15 protein-coding genes and 2 tRNA genes are annotated in these 15,491 nt (G+C 57.7%); 11 read left to right on the top strand and 6 right to left on the bottom strand.

Annotated features, from left to right (window positions below; translation table 11 throughout):
* Positions 1–19 precede the first annotated feature (19 nt).
* Positions 20–844: a cytochrome c5 family protein gene (locus tag ORY85_RS06505; RefSeq protein ID WP_274572678.1), complete on the bottom strand. Its 825-nt coding sequence runs from the start codon at positions 842–844 to the stop codon at positions 20–22.
* A 277-nt stretch (positions 845–1,121) separates the two neighbouring features.
* On the opposite strand from ORY85_RS06505, the gene ORY85_RS06500 reads away from it, so the two are divergent.
* The 7 genes from ORY85_RS06500 to ptsP all read left to right on the top strand — a co-directional run bounded on the left by ORY85_RS06500 (position 1,122) and on the right by ptsP (position 7,488).
* Positions 1,122–1,197, top strand: a tRNA-Arg gene (locus tag ORY85_RS06500).
* Between the two features lie 288 nt (positions 1,198–1,485).
* Complete coding sequence (gene ilvB / locus ORY85_RS06495) at positions 1,486–3,267, top strand: biosynthetic-type acetolactate synthase large subunit (RefSeq protein ID WP_274572679.1); 1,782 nt, start codon at positions 1,486–1,488, stop codon at positions 3,265–3,267.
* Positions 3,267–3,758 (top strand): acetolactate synthase small subunit, encoded by a 492-nt coding sequence (gene ilvN / locus ORY85_RS06490; protein ID WP_274572680.1) that lies wholly within the window; start codon positions 3,267–3,269, stop codon positions 3,756–3,758. Before ilvB ends, ilvN begins: the two co-directional genes overlap by 1 nt.
* A gap of 113 nt (positions 3,759–3,871) precedes the next feature.
* Positions 3,872–4,885: a ketol-acid reductoisomerase gene (ilvC, locus tag ORY85_RS06485; RefSeq protein ID WP_274572696.1), complete on the top strand. Its 1,014-nt coding sequence runs from the start codon at positions 3,872–3,874 to the stop codon at positions 4,883–4,885.
* 167 nt (positions 4,886–5,052) lie between these two features.
* Positions 5,053–5,457: a PTS sugar transporter subunit IIA gene (locus ORY85_RS06480; RefSeq protein ID WP_274572681.1), complete on the top strand. Its 405-nt coding sequence runs from the start codon at positions 5,053–5,055 to the stop codon at positions 5,455–5,457.
* Between the two features lie 11 nt (positions 5,458–5,468).
* A complete protein-coding gene (locus tag ORY85_RS06475; protein WP_274572682.1) occupies positions 5,469–5,738 on the top strand; it encodes an HPr family phosphocarrier protein in 270 nt (89 codons plus the stop codon).
* Position 5,739: 1 nt separating this feature from the next.
* Positions 5,740–7,488 carry a phosphoenolpyruvate--protein phosphotransferase gene (ptsP, locus tag ORY85_RS06470; protein ID WP_274572683.1) on the top strand — a complete coding sequence of 583 codons (1,749 nt, stop codon included), beginning with the start codon at positions 5,740–5,742 and terminating at the stop codon, positions 7,486–7,488.
* Positions 7,489–7,575: 87 nt separating this feature from the next.
* Here the strand turns inward: ptsP and ORY85_RS06465 are convergent, their stop codons facing one another.
* From ORY85_RS06465 to yjgA, 3 genes are read right to left on the bottom strand one after another with little or no spacing between them, the layout of a single operon-like run.
* Positions 7,576–8,214 carry a phosphatase PAP2 family protein gene (locus tag ORY85_RS06465; protein WP_274572684.1) on the bottom strand — a complete coding sequence of 213 codons (639 nt, stop codon included), beginning with the start codon at positions 8,212–8,214 and terminating at the stop codon, positions 7,576–7,578.
* Positions 8,215–8,243: 29 nt separating this feature from the next.
* A complete protein-coding gene (locus ORY85_RS06460) occupies positions 8,244–8,711 on the bottom strand; it encodes a DUF2750 domain-containing protein (RefSeq protein WP_274572685.1) in 468 nt (155 codons plus the stop codon).
* Positions 8,711–9,247, bottom strand: a complete 537-nt coding sequence (gene yjgA, locus ORY85_RS06455) for a ribosome biogenesis factor YjgA (protein ID WP_274572686.1) — start codon at positions 9,245–9,247, stop codon at positions 8,711–8,713. The genes ORY85_RS06460 and yjgA overlap by 1 nt, the downstream gene beginning before the upstream one ends.
* A 137-nt stretch (positions 9,248–9,384) precedes the next feature.
* Here yjgA and ORY85_RS06450 point away from each other — a divergent pair, with 137 nt between their 5' ends.
* Both ORY85_RS06450 and ORY85_RS06445 read left to right on the top strand, forming a co-directional pair.
* Positions 9,385–10,359 (top strand): polyprenyl synthetase family protein, encoded by a 975-nt coding sequence (locus ORY85_RS06450; protein ID WP_274572697.1) that lies wholly within the window; start codon positions 9,385–9,387, stop codon positions 10,357–10,359.
* 13 nt (positions 10,360–10,372) lie between these two features.
* Positions 10,373–10,447, top strand: a tRNA-Arg gene (locus ORY85_RS06445).
* Positions 10,448–10,613: 166 nt separating this feature from the next.
* On the opposite strand, the gene ORY85_RS06440 is transcribed toward ORY85_RS06445, so the two are convergent.
* Positions 10,614–11,795, bottom strand: a complete 1,182-nt coding sequence (locus ORY85_RS06440; protein WP_274572687.1) for an acetyl-CoA C-acetyltransferase — start codon at positions 11,793–11,795, stop codon at positions 10,614–10,616.
* A 579-nt stretch (positions 11,796–12,374) separates the two neighbouring features.
* On the opposite strand from ORY85_RS06440, the gene ORY85_RS06435 reads away from it, so the two are divergent.
* Positions 12,375–12,641 carry a hypothetical protein gene (locus tag ORY85_RS06435; RefSeq protein ID WP_274572688.1) on the top strand — a complete coding sequence of 89 codons (267 nt, stop codon included), beginning with the start codon at positions 12,375–12,377 and terminating at the stop codon, positions 12,639–12,641.
* Positions 12,642–12,730: 89 nt separating this feature from the next.
* On the opposite strand, the gene ORY85_RS06430 is transcribed toward ORY85_RS06435, so the two are convergent.
* Positions 12,731–13,666 (bottom strand): LysR family transcriptional regulator, encoded by a 936-nt coding sequence (locus ORY85_RS06430; RefSeq protein ID WP_274572689.1) that lies wholly within the window; start codon positions 13,664–13,666, stop codon positions 12,731–12,733.
* 734 nt (positions 13,667–14,400) lie between these two features.
* On the opposite strand from ORY85_RS06430, the gene hppD reads away from it, so the two are divergent.
* Positions 14,401–15,480 carry a 4-hydroxyphenylpyruvate dioxygenase gene (gene hppD, locus ORY85_RS06425; protein ID WP_274572690.1) on the top strand — a complete coding sequence of 360 codons (1,080 nt, stop codon included), beginning with the start codon at positions 14,401–14,403 and terminating at the stop codon, positions 15,478–15,480.
* Positions 15,481–15,491 lie beyond the last annotated feature (11 nt).

Below are 15,491 nucleotides of genomic sequence, written 5' to 3'. Positions count from 1 at the left end.
GCGCCCGATGCTGCGGGGTTTAAATTTTGCCGCCGGACTGATTGACCATATAAACCACGGCCGCTTCGACTTCGGCATCGCTCAAGTTGGGGTTGCCGCCCTTGGCCGGCATCATACCGTTTTTGCCGGTAAAGCCTTCAATGGCATGTTTGACCAAAGTGGCACGGCCTTGACCGATGCGGTCGGCCCAGTCGGCGGTATTGGTGATTTTGGGCGAGCCGGGAATGGCGGAGTTGGCGGCATGGCAGGCCATGCACAGCCCGTCGAACACTTTTTTGCCGTCAACGGATGCCGTAGCCGAAGCGGCGGGTGCGGCGTCGGAAGCCGTACCGCTGGCTGCGGAGGCAGAGTCTTCCGCACCGACGGCGGGGGCGTCAAAATTGCCGCCCGACTGGTTGGTCATATAGGCGATGGCGCGCTTAAGTTCGTCATCGGTCAGGTCGGCGGCACCGCCTTTGGCAGGCATGGCATTGAAGCCGTTGAGCGCATTGTTGAACAGGGTTTCAAAGCCTTTGGCGATGCGCGGTGCCCAGTCGCCGCTGTCGGTCAGCTTCGGTGCGTTGGGAACCTGACTGTCGGCTGCATGGCACTGGATACAGGTTTTTTTGAAAATCTGTTCGCCGGTACGCTGGCCGACCGGTGTGCCGTCGCCCATGATAACCGAGCCCTGCGGCATGATGCGGGTTTCGGTAGCGGTCGGAGTCGTATCGGCAACGTCGCTGTAATAGCCGGAAGTGGCCAGTTTGACCAGGAAGAACAAAACGGCCAGCAGAATCGCGATGCCGCCGATAATGGTGGTGGCTGCAGAGCCGCGGACGTTTTTGTTGTCGGAGTAGTGGTTCATTGGGTTGCGCCTCGCCGGGGTGGGTAGGGTTCGAAAGGTTCCGCGAAATGCTGCCGGTCGGCCGTTTTGGGATTCCGGCCTGTTTTCAGACGGCATTTCGTAAAGGGTATTAACAATATTTTGCTGGATTATACTGAATCCGCCGGCGCTTTCCAATCTTTAAAGTTTGGTTTAACTCAAATAAAGTCTGTTTTTCTGCCGGCAGTGGCGCGGGACGGGATACAAAAATTTTGCAGCGGCGGCCGATTGTGGGATAATGCACACTTTGTCAGGCGATGTACCCGTAGCTCAGTTGGAAGAGCGTCAGTTTCCGAAGCTGAAGGTCGCTGGTTCGATCCCAGTCGGGTGCGCCACTCGATGCAGAGTAAAAAAGATATGCCGCTTCCGGCCGTCCGGCGGCGGCTTTTCTTTGGGTGCGGCAAGAGGAAAATTTGCTTGCCAGCGGAGTGGGATTGCGCTATCTTTGCGATTCTTTACTTTTTAACTCTAATAGCATCGGAATCAATTCTGAAGCATACGGTTGGTTGTCTGTTCTCCCCGTTCGCGTACCCTAAACCGCTGTTCGGGACTACAAGCATTAAAGTTGCTGCGGCAAAGCCTGTGTTTATTATTGGTTCCCGTGCGGAAATTAAGAGGCCATCATGCAATTATCAGGTGCACAGATTATTGTGCAGAGTCTGAAAGCCGAGGGCGTGGAATACGTTTTCGGTTATCCCGGCGGTGCGGTGCTCGAAATCTACGATGCACTTTTCCAGTTAAACAAATTCAAACATATTTTGGTGCGCCACGAGCAGGCGGCGGTTCATGCGGCCGATGCTTATGCGCGTACCAGCGGCAAAGTGGGCGTGGCACTGGTAACATCCGGGCCGGGGGCGACCAATGCCATTACCGGCATTGCCACGGCCTATACCGATTCCGTACCGATTGTGGTAATTTCCGGCCAGGTGGGTACGCCCGCCATCGGTTCGGACGCGTTTCAGGAAATCGATATGGTCGGGGTGTCGCGCCCCTGTGTGAAACACAATTTTCTGGTAACGAATATCCACGAGCTGACCGATACCATTAAAAAGGCTTTTCAAATTGCCAAAAGCGGCCGTCCGGGGCCGGTGGTGGTAGACGTCGCCAAAGACGTTACCCAGGCGATGGCCAAATTCAGCTATCCGCAGGAAGATATTTTTATCCGTTCGTACCAGCCGGTCGTCAACGGCCATGCAGGCCAGATGAAAAAAGCGGTACAGATGCTGGCGGCAGCCAAGCGGCCGCTGGTGTATTTCGGCGGCGGCGTGGTGCTGGGCAATGCTGCACAAGAGCTGACCGATTTTGTGAAACTGACCGGCGCGCCGTGTACCGGCACTTTGATGGGTTTGGGTGCGTATCCGTCGAGCAACAGACAGTTTCTGGGTATGCTGGGTATGCACGGCACGTACGAAGCCAATCTGGCGATGCAGAATGCCGATGTGGTGTTGGCCGTGGGGGCGAGGTTTGACGACCGTGTGGTTTCCGTTCCGGCCAAATTTGCCGAAAAATCGAAAAAAATCATCCATATCGATATTGATCCGTCCAGCATTTCCAAACGTGTCAAGGCGGATATTCCGATTGTCGGCGACGTGAAAAACGTGTTGCGCGATATGGCCGCTTTGTGGCGCAAACAGAATCTGGCCTTTGCCGAAGCGCCGCTGGACAAATGGTGGCACACCATCGAGGCATGGCGCAGCCGCGACTGCCTGCGTCTGCCCGATACCGAGGGCGGCATTATCCTGCCGCAGATGGTGGTGAAAACGTTGGCCGAAGTGACCAACAACGATGCCATCATCACGTCCGATGTGGGACAGCACCAAATGTTTGCCGCGCAGTATTATCCGTTCGAGCGGCCGCGCCAGTGGCTCAATTCAGGCGGCCTCGGCACGATGGGCGTGGGCTTGCCGTATGCCATGGGCGCGTATCTGGCCGCGCCGGACAAAGATGTCTGCTGCATCACCGGCGAAGGCTCGATTCAGATGAATATTCAGGAATTGAGTACCTGCTTCCAATACAAACTGCCGATTAAGGTGATTTGCCTGAACAACGGTTATTTGGGCATGGTGCGCCAATGGCAGGAGCTGTATTACAGCGACCGCGAATCGGAAACCTATTTCGACTCGCTGCCCGATTTCGTCAAGCTGGCCGAAGCCTACGGCCATGTCGGTATGCGGATTGAAAAAGCATCGGATGTCGAAGGCGCGCTGCGCGAAGCCCTGGCGATGAAAGACCGTTTTGTGTTCCTGGATTTTATTACCGATAAAAAACAGAACGTTTTCCCGATGGTGGGCAACGGCAAAGGTTTGGACGAAATGGTGCTGCCGCTGCATATGCGCGAGAGCAAGGCCGACAGCGATGTGAACGACGTGAACGACCGCGACTATGATACAAGGAGCGTGCCATAATGCGACACATTTTATCTATCCTGATGGAAAATGAATCGGGCGCGATGAGCCGTGTGGTGGGGCTGTTTTCGGCACGCGACTACAACATCGACTCTTTGTCGGTGGCACCGACGGAAGACAAAACCCTCTCGCGCATGACGATTGTAACCAGCGGCGACGACAGCGTCATCGAGCAGATTACCAAGCAGCTGAACAAGCTGATTGAAGTGGTAAAAGTGGTGGACTTGAACGAAAGCCGCTTTGTCGAACGCGAGCTGATGCTGGTCAAAGTGCGCGCGGTGGGCAAAGACCGCGACGAAATACTGCGGCTGGCCGAAATCTACCGCGGCCGCGTGGTGGACGTTACCGACAAATCCTACACTGTCGAAATCACCGGCACGTCCGACAAACTGGACTCTTTCTTGGAAACCGTCGGTAAAGGGCTGATTCTCGAAACCGTGCGTACCGGTGCGGCGGGCATCGGTCGCGGCGAGCGGATTCTGCGCATTTAGCGCGCAACGCTGTTTTCAGACGGCCTTCGTGCAGCAGCAGGCCGTCTGAAAACGGAACCCGGATTTTTTTCATTTTATTTTCATGACCGGAAACACAGTTAAAAGGAACTATGATGCAAGTTTATTACGATAAAGATGCCGATCTCTCCCTCATCAAAGGCAAAACCGTCGCCATCATCGGCTACGGATCGCAAGGCCACGCCCACGCGGCCAACCTGAAAGACTCCGGCGTCAACGTGGTCATCGGTTTGCGCCAAGGTGCGTCTTGGGACAAAGCCGTGAAAGCCGGCCACGATGTGAAAACCGTTGCCGAAGCGGCCAAAGCCGCCGATGTGGTGATGATTCTGCTCCCTGACGAATCTGCGCCCGCCGTGTACAACAGCGAAATCCGCGACAACCTCAAAGACGGTGCGGCTCTGGCTTTTGCCCACGGTTTCAACGTGCATTACAACCAAATCGTGCCGCCGAAAAACGTCGATGTGATCATGGTTGCGCCCAAAGGCCCCGGCCACACCGTACGCAGCGAATTTCTGAAAGGCGGCGGCGTGCCTTCGCTGATTGCCGTTTATCAAGACAACAGCGGCAAAGCGCGCGACATCGCCCTCTCTTATGCGGCGGCCAACGGCGGTACCAAAGGCGGCGTGATTGAAACCAACTTCCGCGAAGAAACCGAAACCGACCTCTTCGGCGAGCAGGCCGTATTGTGCGGCGGTGCGGTCGAACTGGTGAAAGCCGGTTTTGAAACCCTGGTGGAAGCCGGTTACGCGCCCGAAATGGCTTATTTCGAATGCCTGCACGAGCTGAAACTGATTGTGGATTTGATGTACGAAGGCGGCATCGCCAACATGAACTACTCGATTTCCAACAATGCGGAATACGGCGAATATGTTACCGGCCCAGAAGTGATTACCCCGGCCACCAAAGAAGCGATGAAAAAAGCACTGTACCGCATCCAGTCGGGCGAATACGCCAAAATGTTCATTCAGGAAGGTGCGACCAACTACGCCAGCATGACCGCCCGCCGCCGTCTGAATGCCGACCACCAAATCGAAAAAGTCGGCGCGCAACTGCGCAGCATGATGCCGTGGATTGCCAAAAACAAACTGGTCGATCAAGATAAAAACTGATTGGTTCCGTTTTTCAGACCGCCTGTTGCCCAAGCAGGCGGTTTTTTGCTGCCGCGCCGGAATAGGCCGTCTGAATACGGCATGGCTGCACCTGTCGGGAGAGGGCGTGTTTTCAGACGGCCTGACAGAGCTTATAATGCCCGCGTTGCCAAAAACAGCATAGCATCATGATCGGCCTGATAATTGTTACCCACGAAACCGTGGGCGAAGCCTACCGCAAGCTGGCGAATCATTTTTTTTCCGGTATGGGTATGGCGAAAACCGCCCTGCTCGGCATATCGCCCGATGAAGACCACGACGATGTCATCGGCCGTATTCAAGAAAGCATACGGGAATTGGACTGCCCGGACGGCGTGCTGGTGCTGGCCGATATTTTCGGTGCCACACCGTGCAATGCCGCGCGCAAACTGGTGGTGCCGGGCAAAGTGGCCATGCTGACCGGGCTGAATGCGCCGATGATGGTAAAAGCCGTGCAGTACCACACGCAGACCGACGATCTGCTGCTGTTTGCCGCCCAAGTCAAACAGGCCGCCATAGACGGCATTTTGGAAATTACCCACCCGCCCGAATAAGGATACGCGCCATGCTGAAACAGGAAATCGAAATCATCAACAAACTCGGCCTGCACGCCCGTGCGTCCAGCAAATTCACGCAGACGGCTTCGGGTTTTCAGAGCGAAGTGTGGGTAACGCGCGGGGAGCGGCGGGTAAACGGCAAAAGCATTATGGGGCTGATGATGCTGGCGGCGGCCAAAGGCAGCCTCATCGGGCTGGAAACAGACGGCCCCGACGAAGCCGCAGCCATGCAGGCACTCGTGGATTTAATCAACGATTATTTCGGCGAAGGGGAATGAGATGAGTTTTATGCTGCACGGTGTGGCGGCGGGCAAAGGCATTGCCATCGGCCGCGCGCATCTGTTGGTGCGCGGTATGGACGAAGTGCCGCAGCACCATCTGGCCGAAGACGAAATCCCGGCCGAAACCGGCCGGTTTGAGGCTGCGGTCAAAGCCGCGCGCCGCCAGTTGGAGCGGCTGCGCAGTTCGATTCCCGAAAACGCGCCCACCGAACTGGGCGCGTTTATCTCGCTGCATTTGATGCTGCTGACCGATGTAACCCTCTCGCGCGACCCGATCGATATTATCAAAGCGCAGAATATCAATGCCGAATGGGCGCTCAAAATCCAAACCGACCATCTCAGCAGCCAGTTTGACGCCATCGGAGACGAATACCTGCGCCAGCGCAAACAGGATATGCTGCAAGTGGTGGAGCGGATTCACAACCATTTAACCGGTTCGGGCAGCGATCTGAATTTGGACGTGAATCTTTTGGAAGACACCATTCTGATTGCGCACGATTTGTCGCCGGCCGATACGGTGCATCTGAAAGAGCAGCGGGTGGTGGCTTTTGTCACCGATGCGGGCGGCCCCACCAGCCACACGGCGATTTTGGGGCGCAGTCTGGACATTCCGTCCGTCATCGGCCTGCATCACGCACGCCGTCTGATCCGCGAACACGAATGGGTGATTGTGGACGGCATCAACGGCGTGCTGATTATCAACCCCGATGATTTGGTGATGGCCGAATACCGCCGCCGTCAGCGCGAATACCGCAGCAAGAAGCGCGCACTCAATAAGCTGAAAAAAACTGCCGCCACCACTGCCGACGGTACGCAAATCGAGCTGTTGGCCAATATCGAATCGGCCGAAGACATCAAAGCACTGCACAATTACGGTGCAGACGGCGTAGGCCTGTTCCGCAGCGAGTTTCTCTATCTCAACCGCGACACGCTGCCCGACGAAGCAGAGCAGTTTGCCGTATACAGCGACATTGTCAAAAAACTCAAAGGCAAACCGCTGACCATACGCACGGTGGATTTGGGCGTGGATAAAAATCCGCGCTGGTTCGGCCACAGCGGCACGCCCAACGGCAGTCTCAATCCGGCTTTGGGCATGACGGGTATCCGCCTGTGTCTGGCCGAACCCGTGATGTTCCGCACCCAAATGCGCGCCATTCTGCGCGCGGCGGCCCTGGGGCCGGTGAACATGATGTGGCCGATGATTGCGTCGGTGGCCGAGGTCAGGCAGTCGCTGCTGCATCTGGAAACCGCGCGCCGCCAGCTCGAAGAGCGCGGCGAGCCGTTCGGCGGCATCAAAGTCGGCTGCATGATTGAAGTGCCTTCTGCCGCGCTGACCGTTTCCACGCTGCTCAAATACATCGATTTCGTTTCCATCGGCACCAACGATTTGATTCAATATACGTTATCGGTCGATCGCGGCGACGATTCCGTCAGCTATCTGTACCAGCCCGCCCATCCGGCCGTATTGCGTCTGATCAGCCACATTATCCGCACGGCCAACCGCATGAACAAGTCGGTATCGGTGTGTGGCGAAATGGCGGGCGATGCGCTGTTTACCCGTTTGCTGCTGGGCATCGGCCTGCGCCGTTTTTCCATGAATACCAACAACCTGCTGGCAGTCAAAGACCGGGTGATTCACAGCCATCTGGACGAATTGGAGCGCAGCGTGGCGCGGGTGATGCGCAACGAAGATCCCGATAAGGCGGAGAAACTGCTGAAAAGCCTGAATGAGGGCGCGGCGGATTAGCCGTGTAGCAAAAACCTGTAATAGATAAGGCCGTCTGAAAACGCGGTTGCGTGGTTTTCAGACGGCCTTTTGTATGGCAGGCGGCGGTTACGGCTGCCTGCTTAAAGCAGCGGTTTGCCGTTCCGGCAGCAGGGTATGGAGCAGAACAACGCACGCCGTGCCGGTTATCCAGCCCGCCGCAATATCGGTAGGGTAGTGTACGCCCAGAATCAGCCGGGACAGACCCATCGCCAGAGCAAACAGTATGCCGCCCGCCAGCCACAGGCTGCGGTGCGGCGAGTGGCGGTGGTTGATGAAGAGGGCGGCGGCCAGCGCGGCGGCATACGTGGCATGGCCGCTGGGAAATGACGCGCTGGTTTCTTCCGCCAGACGCGGCCACAATTCGGGACGGCTGCGCAGAAAAAACAGTTTGGCATAGTGCATCAGGGCGGCGGACAGGCCGGTACCCAGGGCCAGAAGCAGGGCGTGCCGCACACGGCCGCGATACCACAGCCAAGATGAGAGACACAGGATAAACAGGGTGGCATAGAGCGGTTTGCCGAAAAAGTGCAAAGCCAGCGACAGACAGGTCATCGCGGGTACGGTGTGGGCGTGCAGCCACAGCAGCAGCGGATTTTCAAAGGCAAACGGTTCAGTCGGGTGCAGGGTCAGGCCGAACAGGGCGGCGGCGCACAGCGAGAGTGCGGCTGCGGCGGCCGTCAGGCGGCGGGAAACGATAGGGCGCATAGATTAAACGGCGGCTTGTGCCGCCGGATTCAGTTGAGGTGTTTCTGGCCGGCCATCAGGCGTTCCCATTCCAAGCGGTAGGCCATCAGGTCGTCGTATTGGTCGATTAAATGGGTTTGCCGGTTTTGCGCGGCCGCATCGAGAATATCGCCCAACAGTTCCACCGGCTCGATTTCCATGCCGAAAAGGTCGGCATCGAAATCCACGCCGACCAAGACTTCGTTCTGGTCGAAACCGATCAGCCAGTCGTGCAGGAAGTCGTTGAGTGTTACCGCTTCCACTTGGAAATCCGCCCATTCCGCACTGCGGCAGGCGCGCGCTTTGGCGGCACTCTGCCACACGCAGAATACCGGCAGCGGCTCGCCCTGTTCGTCGTCGTACACTTCCGAGGGGCATTCGGCCGTTTCGCCGTGCAGACTCAGGCTGTAAACGGTTTCCTGTGCCAGAATGTTGAGAATAAAGGCATTGTAGGCGGGATCGTCGGCATAGGGGAACATCAGACTTCTCCGCCGGTGTCGTCAAGGCCGTCTGAAAACGTATTCTGCGTGTCCATCACGGCTTTGATTTCCTGATAGAGTGCGCGGAAGTTTTTCGGCGGCTTGTTTTGTTCTTTTTCTTTGCGCGCGTTGCGGATCAGGGTGCGCAGCGCGCCCGTATCGGCGTGCGGGTGGTCGGCCACAAAAGCGGTCAGTGCGCCGTCGTCGGCAATCAGCCGTTCGCGCTGTGCTTCCACACGCTGCAAAAAGGCATTGTGCGCGGTGTGTTCGCCTTTGAGTTTGGCCAGATAATCGCGTATCGGCGCGGGGTCGGTTTCGCGCATCAGACGGCCGATATATTGGGTTTGGCGTTTGGTGGCACCGTTGGACGTGATTTTTTTGTATTCGCGCACCGCTTCGTACAGAGCTTCCGGCAGGCCGATTTTTTTCAGCGTTTCATTCGACAGGCGGGTCAACTCCATGCCCAAATCCTGCAATTCGTTCATGCGCTTTTTCATCCGGGTCTTGCTGACCCATTCTTCATTCTGCTGTTCCATAATATATTTCTTTGCTTTAACTGCGCCATTTTAGCACAGCCGGCGTGCCTTGCCGCGCTTTGTCAAGCAGGTTGCGGCGGGGAATGTTATAATCCGCCGTCTTGGCCGGAAAGGCCGTGTTTGCTTGGGAAAACGTCATGCTTGAAAACCTGCCTTATTTCCGGCGGCATCTGGAAAACGACTTGCGCCGTGTCAATGAAGTCATCGACCGTGCCGTTACTTCCGAAGTGGCATTGATTTCGCAGATCGGCAGTTACATCATCAGCGCGGGCGGCAAACGCCTGCGCCCGATTATGACCATTCTGGCAGGCAGGGCGTTGGGTTATGAGGGCGACAAGCTCTATTCGCTGGCGGCGATGGTGGAGTTTATCCATACGTCCACCCTGCTGCATGACGATGTGGTGGATGAGAGTGAACTGCGGCGCGGACGCAAAACCGCCAACAGCCTGTTCGGCAATGCCGCCGCCGTGCTGGTGGGCGATTTTCTTTACACGCGCGCATTCCAGCTGATGGTCGGTTCGGGCAGCATGAAGATTTTGGAAGTGATGGCCGATGCCACCAACATCATCGCCGAGGGCGAAGTGATGCAGCTGATGAACATCGGCAATACCGACATCAGCGAAAGCGAATATGTGCAGGTGATCCAATACAAAACAGCCAAGCTGTTTGAAGCTGCCGCCCAAGTGGGCGCGGTGCTGGCCGGTGCCGCGCCCGAACAGGAGCAGGCATTGAAAGATTACGGTATGTATGTCGGCACTGCGTTTCAGATTATCGATGATGTGTTGGACTACGGCGGCAAGCCCGAAGAAATCGGCAAAAATGTCGGCGACGATCTGGCCGAAGGTAAGCCCACGCTGCCTCTGATTTATCTGATGCGCCAAGGCAGCGAAACCGCCGCCGCCGATGTGCGTGATGCGCTGCAAAACGCCGACCGCAACCGTTTTGAAACCATCTACCGCCATGTGGCCGAATCCGACGCGCTGGGTTATTGTGTGCGTCAGGCAGAAAGCGCCGTGCAGCAGGCGCTGGTCTGTCTCGACAAACTGCCCGATAATGAAGCCACCCAAGCCATGCGCGCGCTGGCGCAACAGTCTCTGGCGCGTGTGTCGTAAAGTTATCAAGTTTCCCGCCGTAGTTCAACGGATAGAACGTATGCCTCCTAAGCGTAAAATACAGGTTCGATTCCTGTCGGCGGGGCCAGCCGTTTCCAGCCTGCCCGATGGGCGGGCGTTTTTTGTGAACCGTCCGCCGGTTTTGCCGGTCCGGTTCACTTTGAGGCCGTCTGAAAAGCCCGATGCGGTATTTTCAGACGGCCTTGGCTTTTGGGCCGCCGATGTTTCAGGCAGCCGTTGCCGGTCAGGCGGTGTTACTCGCGCTCAAATGTTGCGGCTACGCCCATGCCGCCGCCGATGCACAGGGTGGCCGCACCTTTCTGCACGCCGCGCCGCTGCATTTCGTGCAGCAGGGTAACCACAATGCGGCAGCCTGATGCGCCGATGGGGTGGCCGATGGCGATGGCGCCGCCGTTCACATTGGTTTTGGCCGGATCCAGCCCCAGTTCGCGGCACACGCCCAAGGCTTGGGCGGCAAAGGCTTCGTTGGCTTCGACCAAGTCCAGATCTCCGACCTGCCAGCCGCTTTGCGCCAATGCCCTGCGCATGGCGGGAACAGGGCCGAGTCCCATAATTTCGGGGGCGATGCCGGCAGCGGCAGTGGCTTTGACGACGGCCAGCGGGCGCAGACCCAGTTCGGCGGCTTTATCCGCACTCATCAGCAGCACGGCGGCCGCACCGTCATTCAGGCCGGAAGCATTGGCGGCGGTAACCGTGCCGTCGGCCTTGAAGGCGGGACGCAGTTTGGCCATCGCTTCTGCCGATGCGTCGGCCTTGATGTATTCGTCTTCGGATACGGTCAGCATGCCGCCTTTGCGCTGCGGGATTTCGACCGGTACGATTTCGTCGCGGAAACGGCCTTCGGCGCGGGCGGCGGCGGCACGTTGCTGCGATTGCAGGGCGAATGCGTCCTGCTCGGCGCGGCCGATGCCGATTTTTTCCGCCACATTTTCGGCGGTGATGCCCATGTGGTAGCCGTGATAGACATCGGTCAGCCCGTCGGCCACCATGCTGTCGGCCAGCGGCGCATCGCCCATTTTCCGTCCCTGGCGCAATGAAACAAAATGCGGTGCCTGCGACATGGACTCCTGCCCGCCTGCAATCACAATATCGTTGTCGCCGCAGGCAATGCTCTGCACGGCCTGACGGATGGCGTAAAGCCCCGAACCGCAGACGGCATTGACGGTAACGGCGGGGACGTGTTCGGGAATGCCCGCAGCCATGGCGGCCTGACGGGCGGGATTCTGTCCCACGCCGGTGGTCAGCACGTTGCCCATCATCACTTCGTCGATTTGCTCTGCGGGCAGGCCGGTTTCGTCCAGCAGGGCGCGTATGGCCGCCGCACCCAGCTGCGGGGCGGACAGGGAGGACAGGCTGCCGAGAAAACTGCCCACAGGGGTGCGCTTGGCGGCCACAACGACAACGGTTCGGTTCATTTTCAGACTCCTTTGTTTGCCGGCGGTATGCGTTTTGCCGGACGGTTGGTTGGGAAATCGGTTCTGCCTGATGCGGCGGTTTCGGCTTGTCGGTATGTGTGCAGTCTGCACCGGCGGTGCCGGGCGGCATACTGCATCCGTTTGGATTCCGCACACCCGTCTCGGGCGGTTTCTGTTGCGTAGCAATGCACAGCGCGGGTTTGGTTTTGCTGAGTGGCTGCGTCTGTTTTCGCTGTTTTCGTTTCACAGCCACTCACTTTGTCCGTTTCCGCTTTACAGAAACCCGCTGCGCCCGTTTTAGCTCCGCAGAAACTCACTTTGTTCGTTTTAGCTCCGCAGAAACTCACTTTGTTCGTTTTAGCTTCGCAGAAACTCACTTTGTTCGTTTTAGCTTCGCAGAAACCCGCTTCGCGGGTTTTCAGACGGCCTGTATGGTTGCGGCGGCTGTTTTTGTCCCGCAGGAACCTGCCGTGCCAGTTTTGCTGCCGCACGCCCGCTTTGGACATTGAGGCTTCTCTGAAACGCACGGCGCGGGTTCGGGTTTCGCAGAAACCCACCGTACCCGTTTGCAGGATGCTTATGCCGTCTGAAACGGCTGTCCGCCCCAAAGACAGCCTGAACACGGGTTGGCGGTACAGTCCGGACCGGCAGACGGTGCCGGTTGGGCGGAACGCATTTTTCAGACAGCCTGTGGCTGCGGCGGCTGTTTTTGTCCCGCAGGAACCTGCCGTGTTGGTTTTGCCGCACGCCCGCTTTGGACATTGCGGCTTCTCTGAAACGCACGGCGCGGGTTCGGGTTTCGCAGAAACCCACCGTACCCGTTTGCAGGATGCTTATGCCGTCTGAAACGGCTGTCCGCCCCAAAGACAGCCTGAACACGGGTTGGCGGTACAGTCCGAACCGGAGGGCAGTGCCGGTTGGGCGGGCGCATTTTTTCAGACGGCTTGGGCGCCGTCGGCCGTTTCGGTTTCGGGGCGGGGCTGCCAGATGCCGGGTTCGGTCAGAAAGCGGAGTACGTTTTCGGCGGCGGCCGACAGGCTGCGGTTCTGGCGGCGGTAAATCAAAAAACGGCGTTCGATTTCGGGGTTGCACAGCGGCCGCATCATCAGGCCGTGGCTGTGTACCCAGTCGGCGGCAAACGGCAGGCAGAAGGTCAGCCCGGCACCGTTTTTCACCAGCCCCAGCGCGGTGGACAGAAAGTTTACCGAATACCGCCGCCGGTTGAGCAGCGGAGCCAGTTTGGTTGGCAGGGCGGCGGCGAGGTGGTCGCTGAACGAGCCGTTGAGCAGAATCAGCGGTTCGTGCCGCAGTTCGGCCCAATCGACGGTTTCCTGGGCCGCCAGCGGGTGCGAGGGCGGCAGTACCGCGTAAAACGGCAGGGTAAACAGCTCAACCGCCTCGATGCCCTCGGGTGTTTTGCGTTCGGGGCCGATGCCGAAATCGACTTCGGCATTATGCACTTGCGCGATAACCTGTTCCACCGAACAGTCCAGCATCTGTACGTCGATATCGGGCTGCCTGCGGCGGAATGCGCCGAGAATGCGCGGCATGGCCGAAGCGGCCAACTGCTGCGATACGGCCAGTTTCACCCGCCCGCTGCCGCCGTTTTTCAGCAGTTCGACTTCTTTCTGCAAAGCGGAGGCTTCGTTCAGCACCCGTTTGGCGTAGGGCAGCAGCCTGATGCCCGCATCGGACAAGTCGATACGGCGGGTGGTACGGTCGAACAGGCGCACTTCCAGGTGGGTTTCCAATTCTTTCATCAGGCCGCTCAACGCAGACTGGGTCAGGTGTAACGCTTGTGCCGCCGCGCTGAAACTGCCGTGCTCGGCAATGGTGATGAACGCGCGTAATTGGCGCAAACTGGTAATCATGATACGGGATACCTCTCCTCTATAAAAACAGCAAAATCAGCCGCGTTTTTGTTTTCATACCGGCAGGCGGCACCGGGGCGGCTGATGCGCCATATTGCGTTTCGGTTGGGTTGCATCTGTTTGAAAATTAAGCGGGAACCGGGCGGCTGATGATGTAGGTTTTTCTGTTTTCTGCTGCAAAACAACCTTTTCCGGCCAAGGGCGGACGCACGGTTGTCAGCCCCTACTGTAACATATTCCGCAACCGCTTTCGGACTTTCGGCCGCATTGGGGCATCAACAGCGGTACCGGGTTGACGGTCGGTCAATCCAATCTGTTTTGCTTTCATATTTCCGTCTGTTTCAGGCCGTCTGAATCATACCGGTCCGATAAGTCCTGATGAGGAAAATCAGCCGGGGCGGCCTGTAATGTCGAACCCGTCAAAAATCATGAACGCACAACCATGGTCATGATCAAACTGTTTGAACGGACGCCCGATACCGATGTACCGCTTTTCCGTATGCAGCAGGCAGATTGAGGGGAAAGGGGCATTTCGATTTCCTGCCCGCCGCGCTGAACGATAGGTTGCCGGTCGGTTTTTCGGCGTTTATTAAAAAGATAAACTGATAAATATTGCTGAAAAAACTGATTGTACAATAATTATTCGGTATTTTATGATGATGTGCAAGCCGTCGGTACAGACAGACGGACAACACGCGGCTGCTGCCGCGATTACGATGTGAAGGAGATTCAAGATGGCTGATTTATTTGACAATCCGATGGGTTTGTGCGGTTTTGAATTTGTCGAGTTTGCCTCGCCCGAACCCGATGTGCTGGAACCGCTGTTTGAAAAAATGGGCTTTACGCTGGTGGCGCGGCACCGTTCGAAAGACGTGCTGCTTTACCGTCAGGGCGGGATCAATTTTATCGTGAACCGCGAGCCGAAGAGTCAGGCGGCCTATTTTGCCGCCGAACACGGCCCTTCCGCCTGCGGCATGGCGTTCCGCGTACGCGACGCGCAGGCGGCCTACAAGCGCGCGCTGGAACTGGGTGCGCAGCCGGTGGAGATTCCGACTTCGGTGATGGAGCTGCGCCTGCCCGCGATTAAAGGTATCGGCGGCGCACCTTTGTATTTAATCGACCGTTTTGAAGCAGGCAAATCGATTTACGACATCGACTTCGAGTTTCTGCCCGGTGTGGACCGCGAGCCGTTCGGACACGGCCTGAAAATCGTCGACCACCTGACCCACAACGTCTATCGCGGCCGCATGGACTACTGGGCGAAATTCTACGAAAAACTGTTCAATTTCCAGGAAATCCGCTATTTCGACATCAAAGGCGAATACACCGGCCTGACCAGCCGCGCCATGACCGCGCCGGACGGCCTCATCCGCATTCCGCTCAACGAAGAAGCCAAACAGGGCGGCGGCCAGATTGAAGAATACCTGATGCAGTTCGGCGGCGAGGGCATCCAGCACATCGCGCTGTTGAGCGACAACCTGTTGGACACCATCGACAAACTGCGTGCGGCCGGCATTCCGCTGATGACTGCCCCGCCAGCTGCTTATTACGAAATGCTGGACGGACGGCTGCCCGGACACGGCGAGCCGGTGGCCGAATTGCAGTCGCGCGGCATTCTGCTGGACGGCACCACCGAAGGCGGCCACCCGCGCCTGCTGCTGCAAATCTTTTCCGAAACCCTGCTGGGTCCCGTATTTTTCGAGTTTATCCAGCGCAAAGGCGATTACCGCGAAGGCTTCGGCGAGGGCAACTTCAAAGCCCTGTTCGAATCGCTGGAACGCGACCAGATCCGCCGCGGCTCGTTGGAAGTCTGATGACAGGCACG

It is taken from the genome of Neisseria leonii (assembly GCF_028776105.2).
GTDB lineage: Bacteria > Pseudomonadota > Gammaproteobacteria > Burkholderiales > Neisseriaceae > Neisseria > Neisseria leonii.
The sequence above is the reverse complement of the archived record's forward strand: the minus strand, read 5'-3'. Positions and strand labels throughout refer to the sequence as shown.

Bases quoted from the DNA above. Each gene is read 5' to 3' on its own strand.
- ORY85_RS06460 (WP_274572685.1), bottom strand. From the start codon at position 8,711: ATGTTCCCCTATGCCGACGATCCCGCCTACAATGCCTTTATTCTCAAC.
- ORY85_RS06430 (WP_274572689.1), bottom strand. From the start codon at position 13,666: ATGATTACCAGTTTGCGCCAATTACGCGCGTTCATCACCATTGCCGAG.
- yjgA (WP_274572686.1), bottom strand. From the start codon at position 9,247: ATGGAACAGCAGAATGAAGAATGGGTCAGCAAGACCCGGATGAAAAAG.
- ORY85_RS06440 (WP_274572687.1), bottom strand. From the start codon at position 11,795: ATGAACCGAACCGTTGTCGTTGTGGCCGCCAAGCGCACCCCTGTGGGC.
- ORY85_RS06435 (WP_274572688.1), top strand. From the start codon at position 12,375: ATGCCGTCTGAAACGGCTGTCCGCCCCAAAGACAGCCTGAACACGGGT.
- ORY85_RS06475 (WP_274572682.1), top strand. From the start codon at position 5,469: ATGCTGAAACAGGAAATCGAAATCATCAACAAACTCGGCCTGCACGCC.
- ORY85_RS06480 (WP_274572681.1), top strand. From the start codon at position 5,053: ATGATCGGCCTGATAATTGTTACCCACGAAACCGTGGGCGAAGCCTAC.
- ORY85_RS06465 (WP_274572684.1), bottom strand. From the start codon at position 8,214: ATGCGCCCTATCGTTTCCCGCCGCCTGACGGCCGCCGCAGCCGCACTC.
- ptsP (WP_274572683.1), top strand. From the start codon at position 5,740: ATGAGTTTTATGCTGCACGGTGTGGCGGCGGGCAAAGGCATTGCCATC.
- hppD (WP_274572690.1), top strand. From the start codon at position 14,401: ATGGCTGATTTATTTGACAATCCGATGGGTTTGTGCGGTTTTGAATTT.
- ilvB (WP_274572679.1), top strand. From the start codon at position 1,486: ATGCAATTATCAGGTGCACAGATTATTGTGCAGAGTCTGAAAGCCGAG.
- ilvN (WP_274572680.1), top strand. From the start codon at position 3,267: ATGCGACACATTTTATCTATCCTGATGGAAAATGAATCGGGCGCGATG.
- ORY85_RS06450 (WP_274572697.1), top strand. From the start codon at position 9,385: ATGCTTGAAAACCTGCCTTATTTCCGGCGGCATCTGGAAAACGACTTG.
- ORY85_RS06505 (WP_274572678.1), bottom strand. From the start codon at position 844: ATGAACCACTACTCCGACAACAAAAACGTCCGCGGCTCTGCAGCCACC.
- ilvC (WP_274572696.1), top strand. From the start codon at position 3,872: ATGCAAGTTTATTACGATAAAGATGCCGATCTCTCCCTCATCAAAGGC.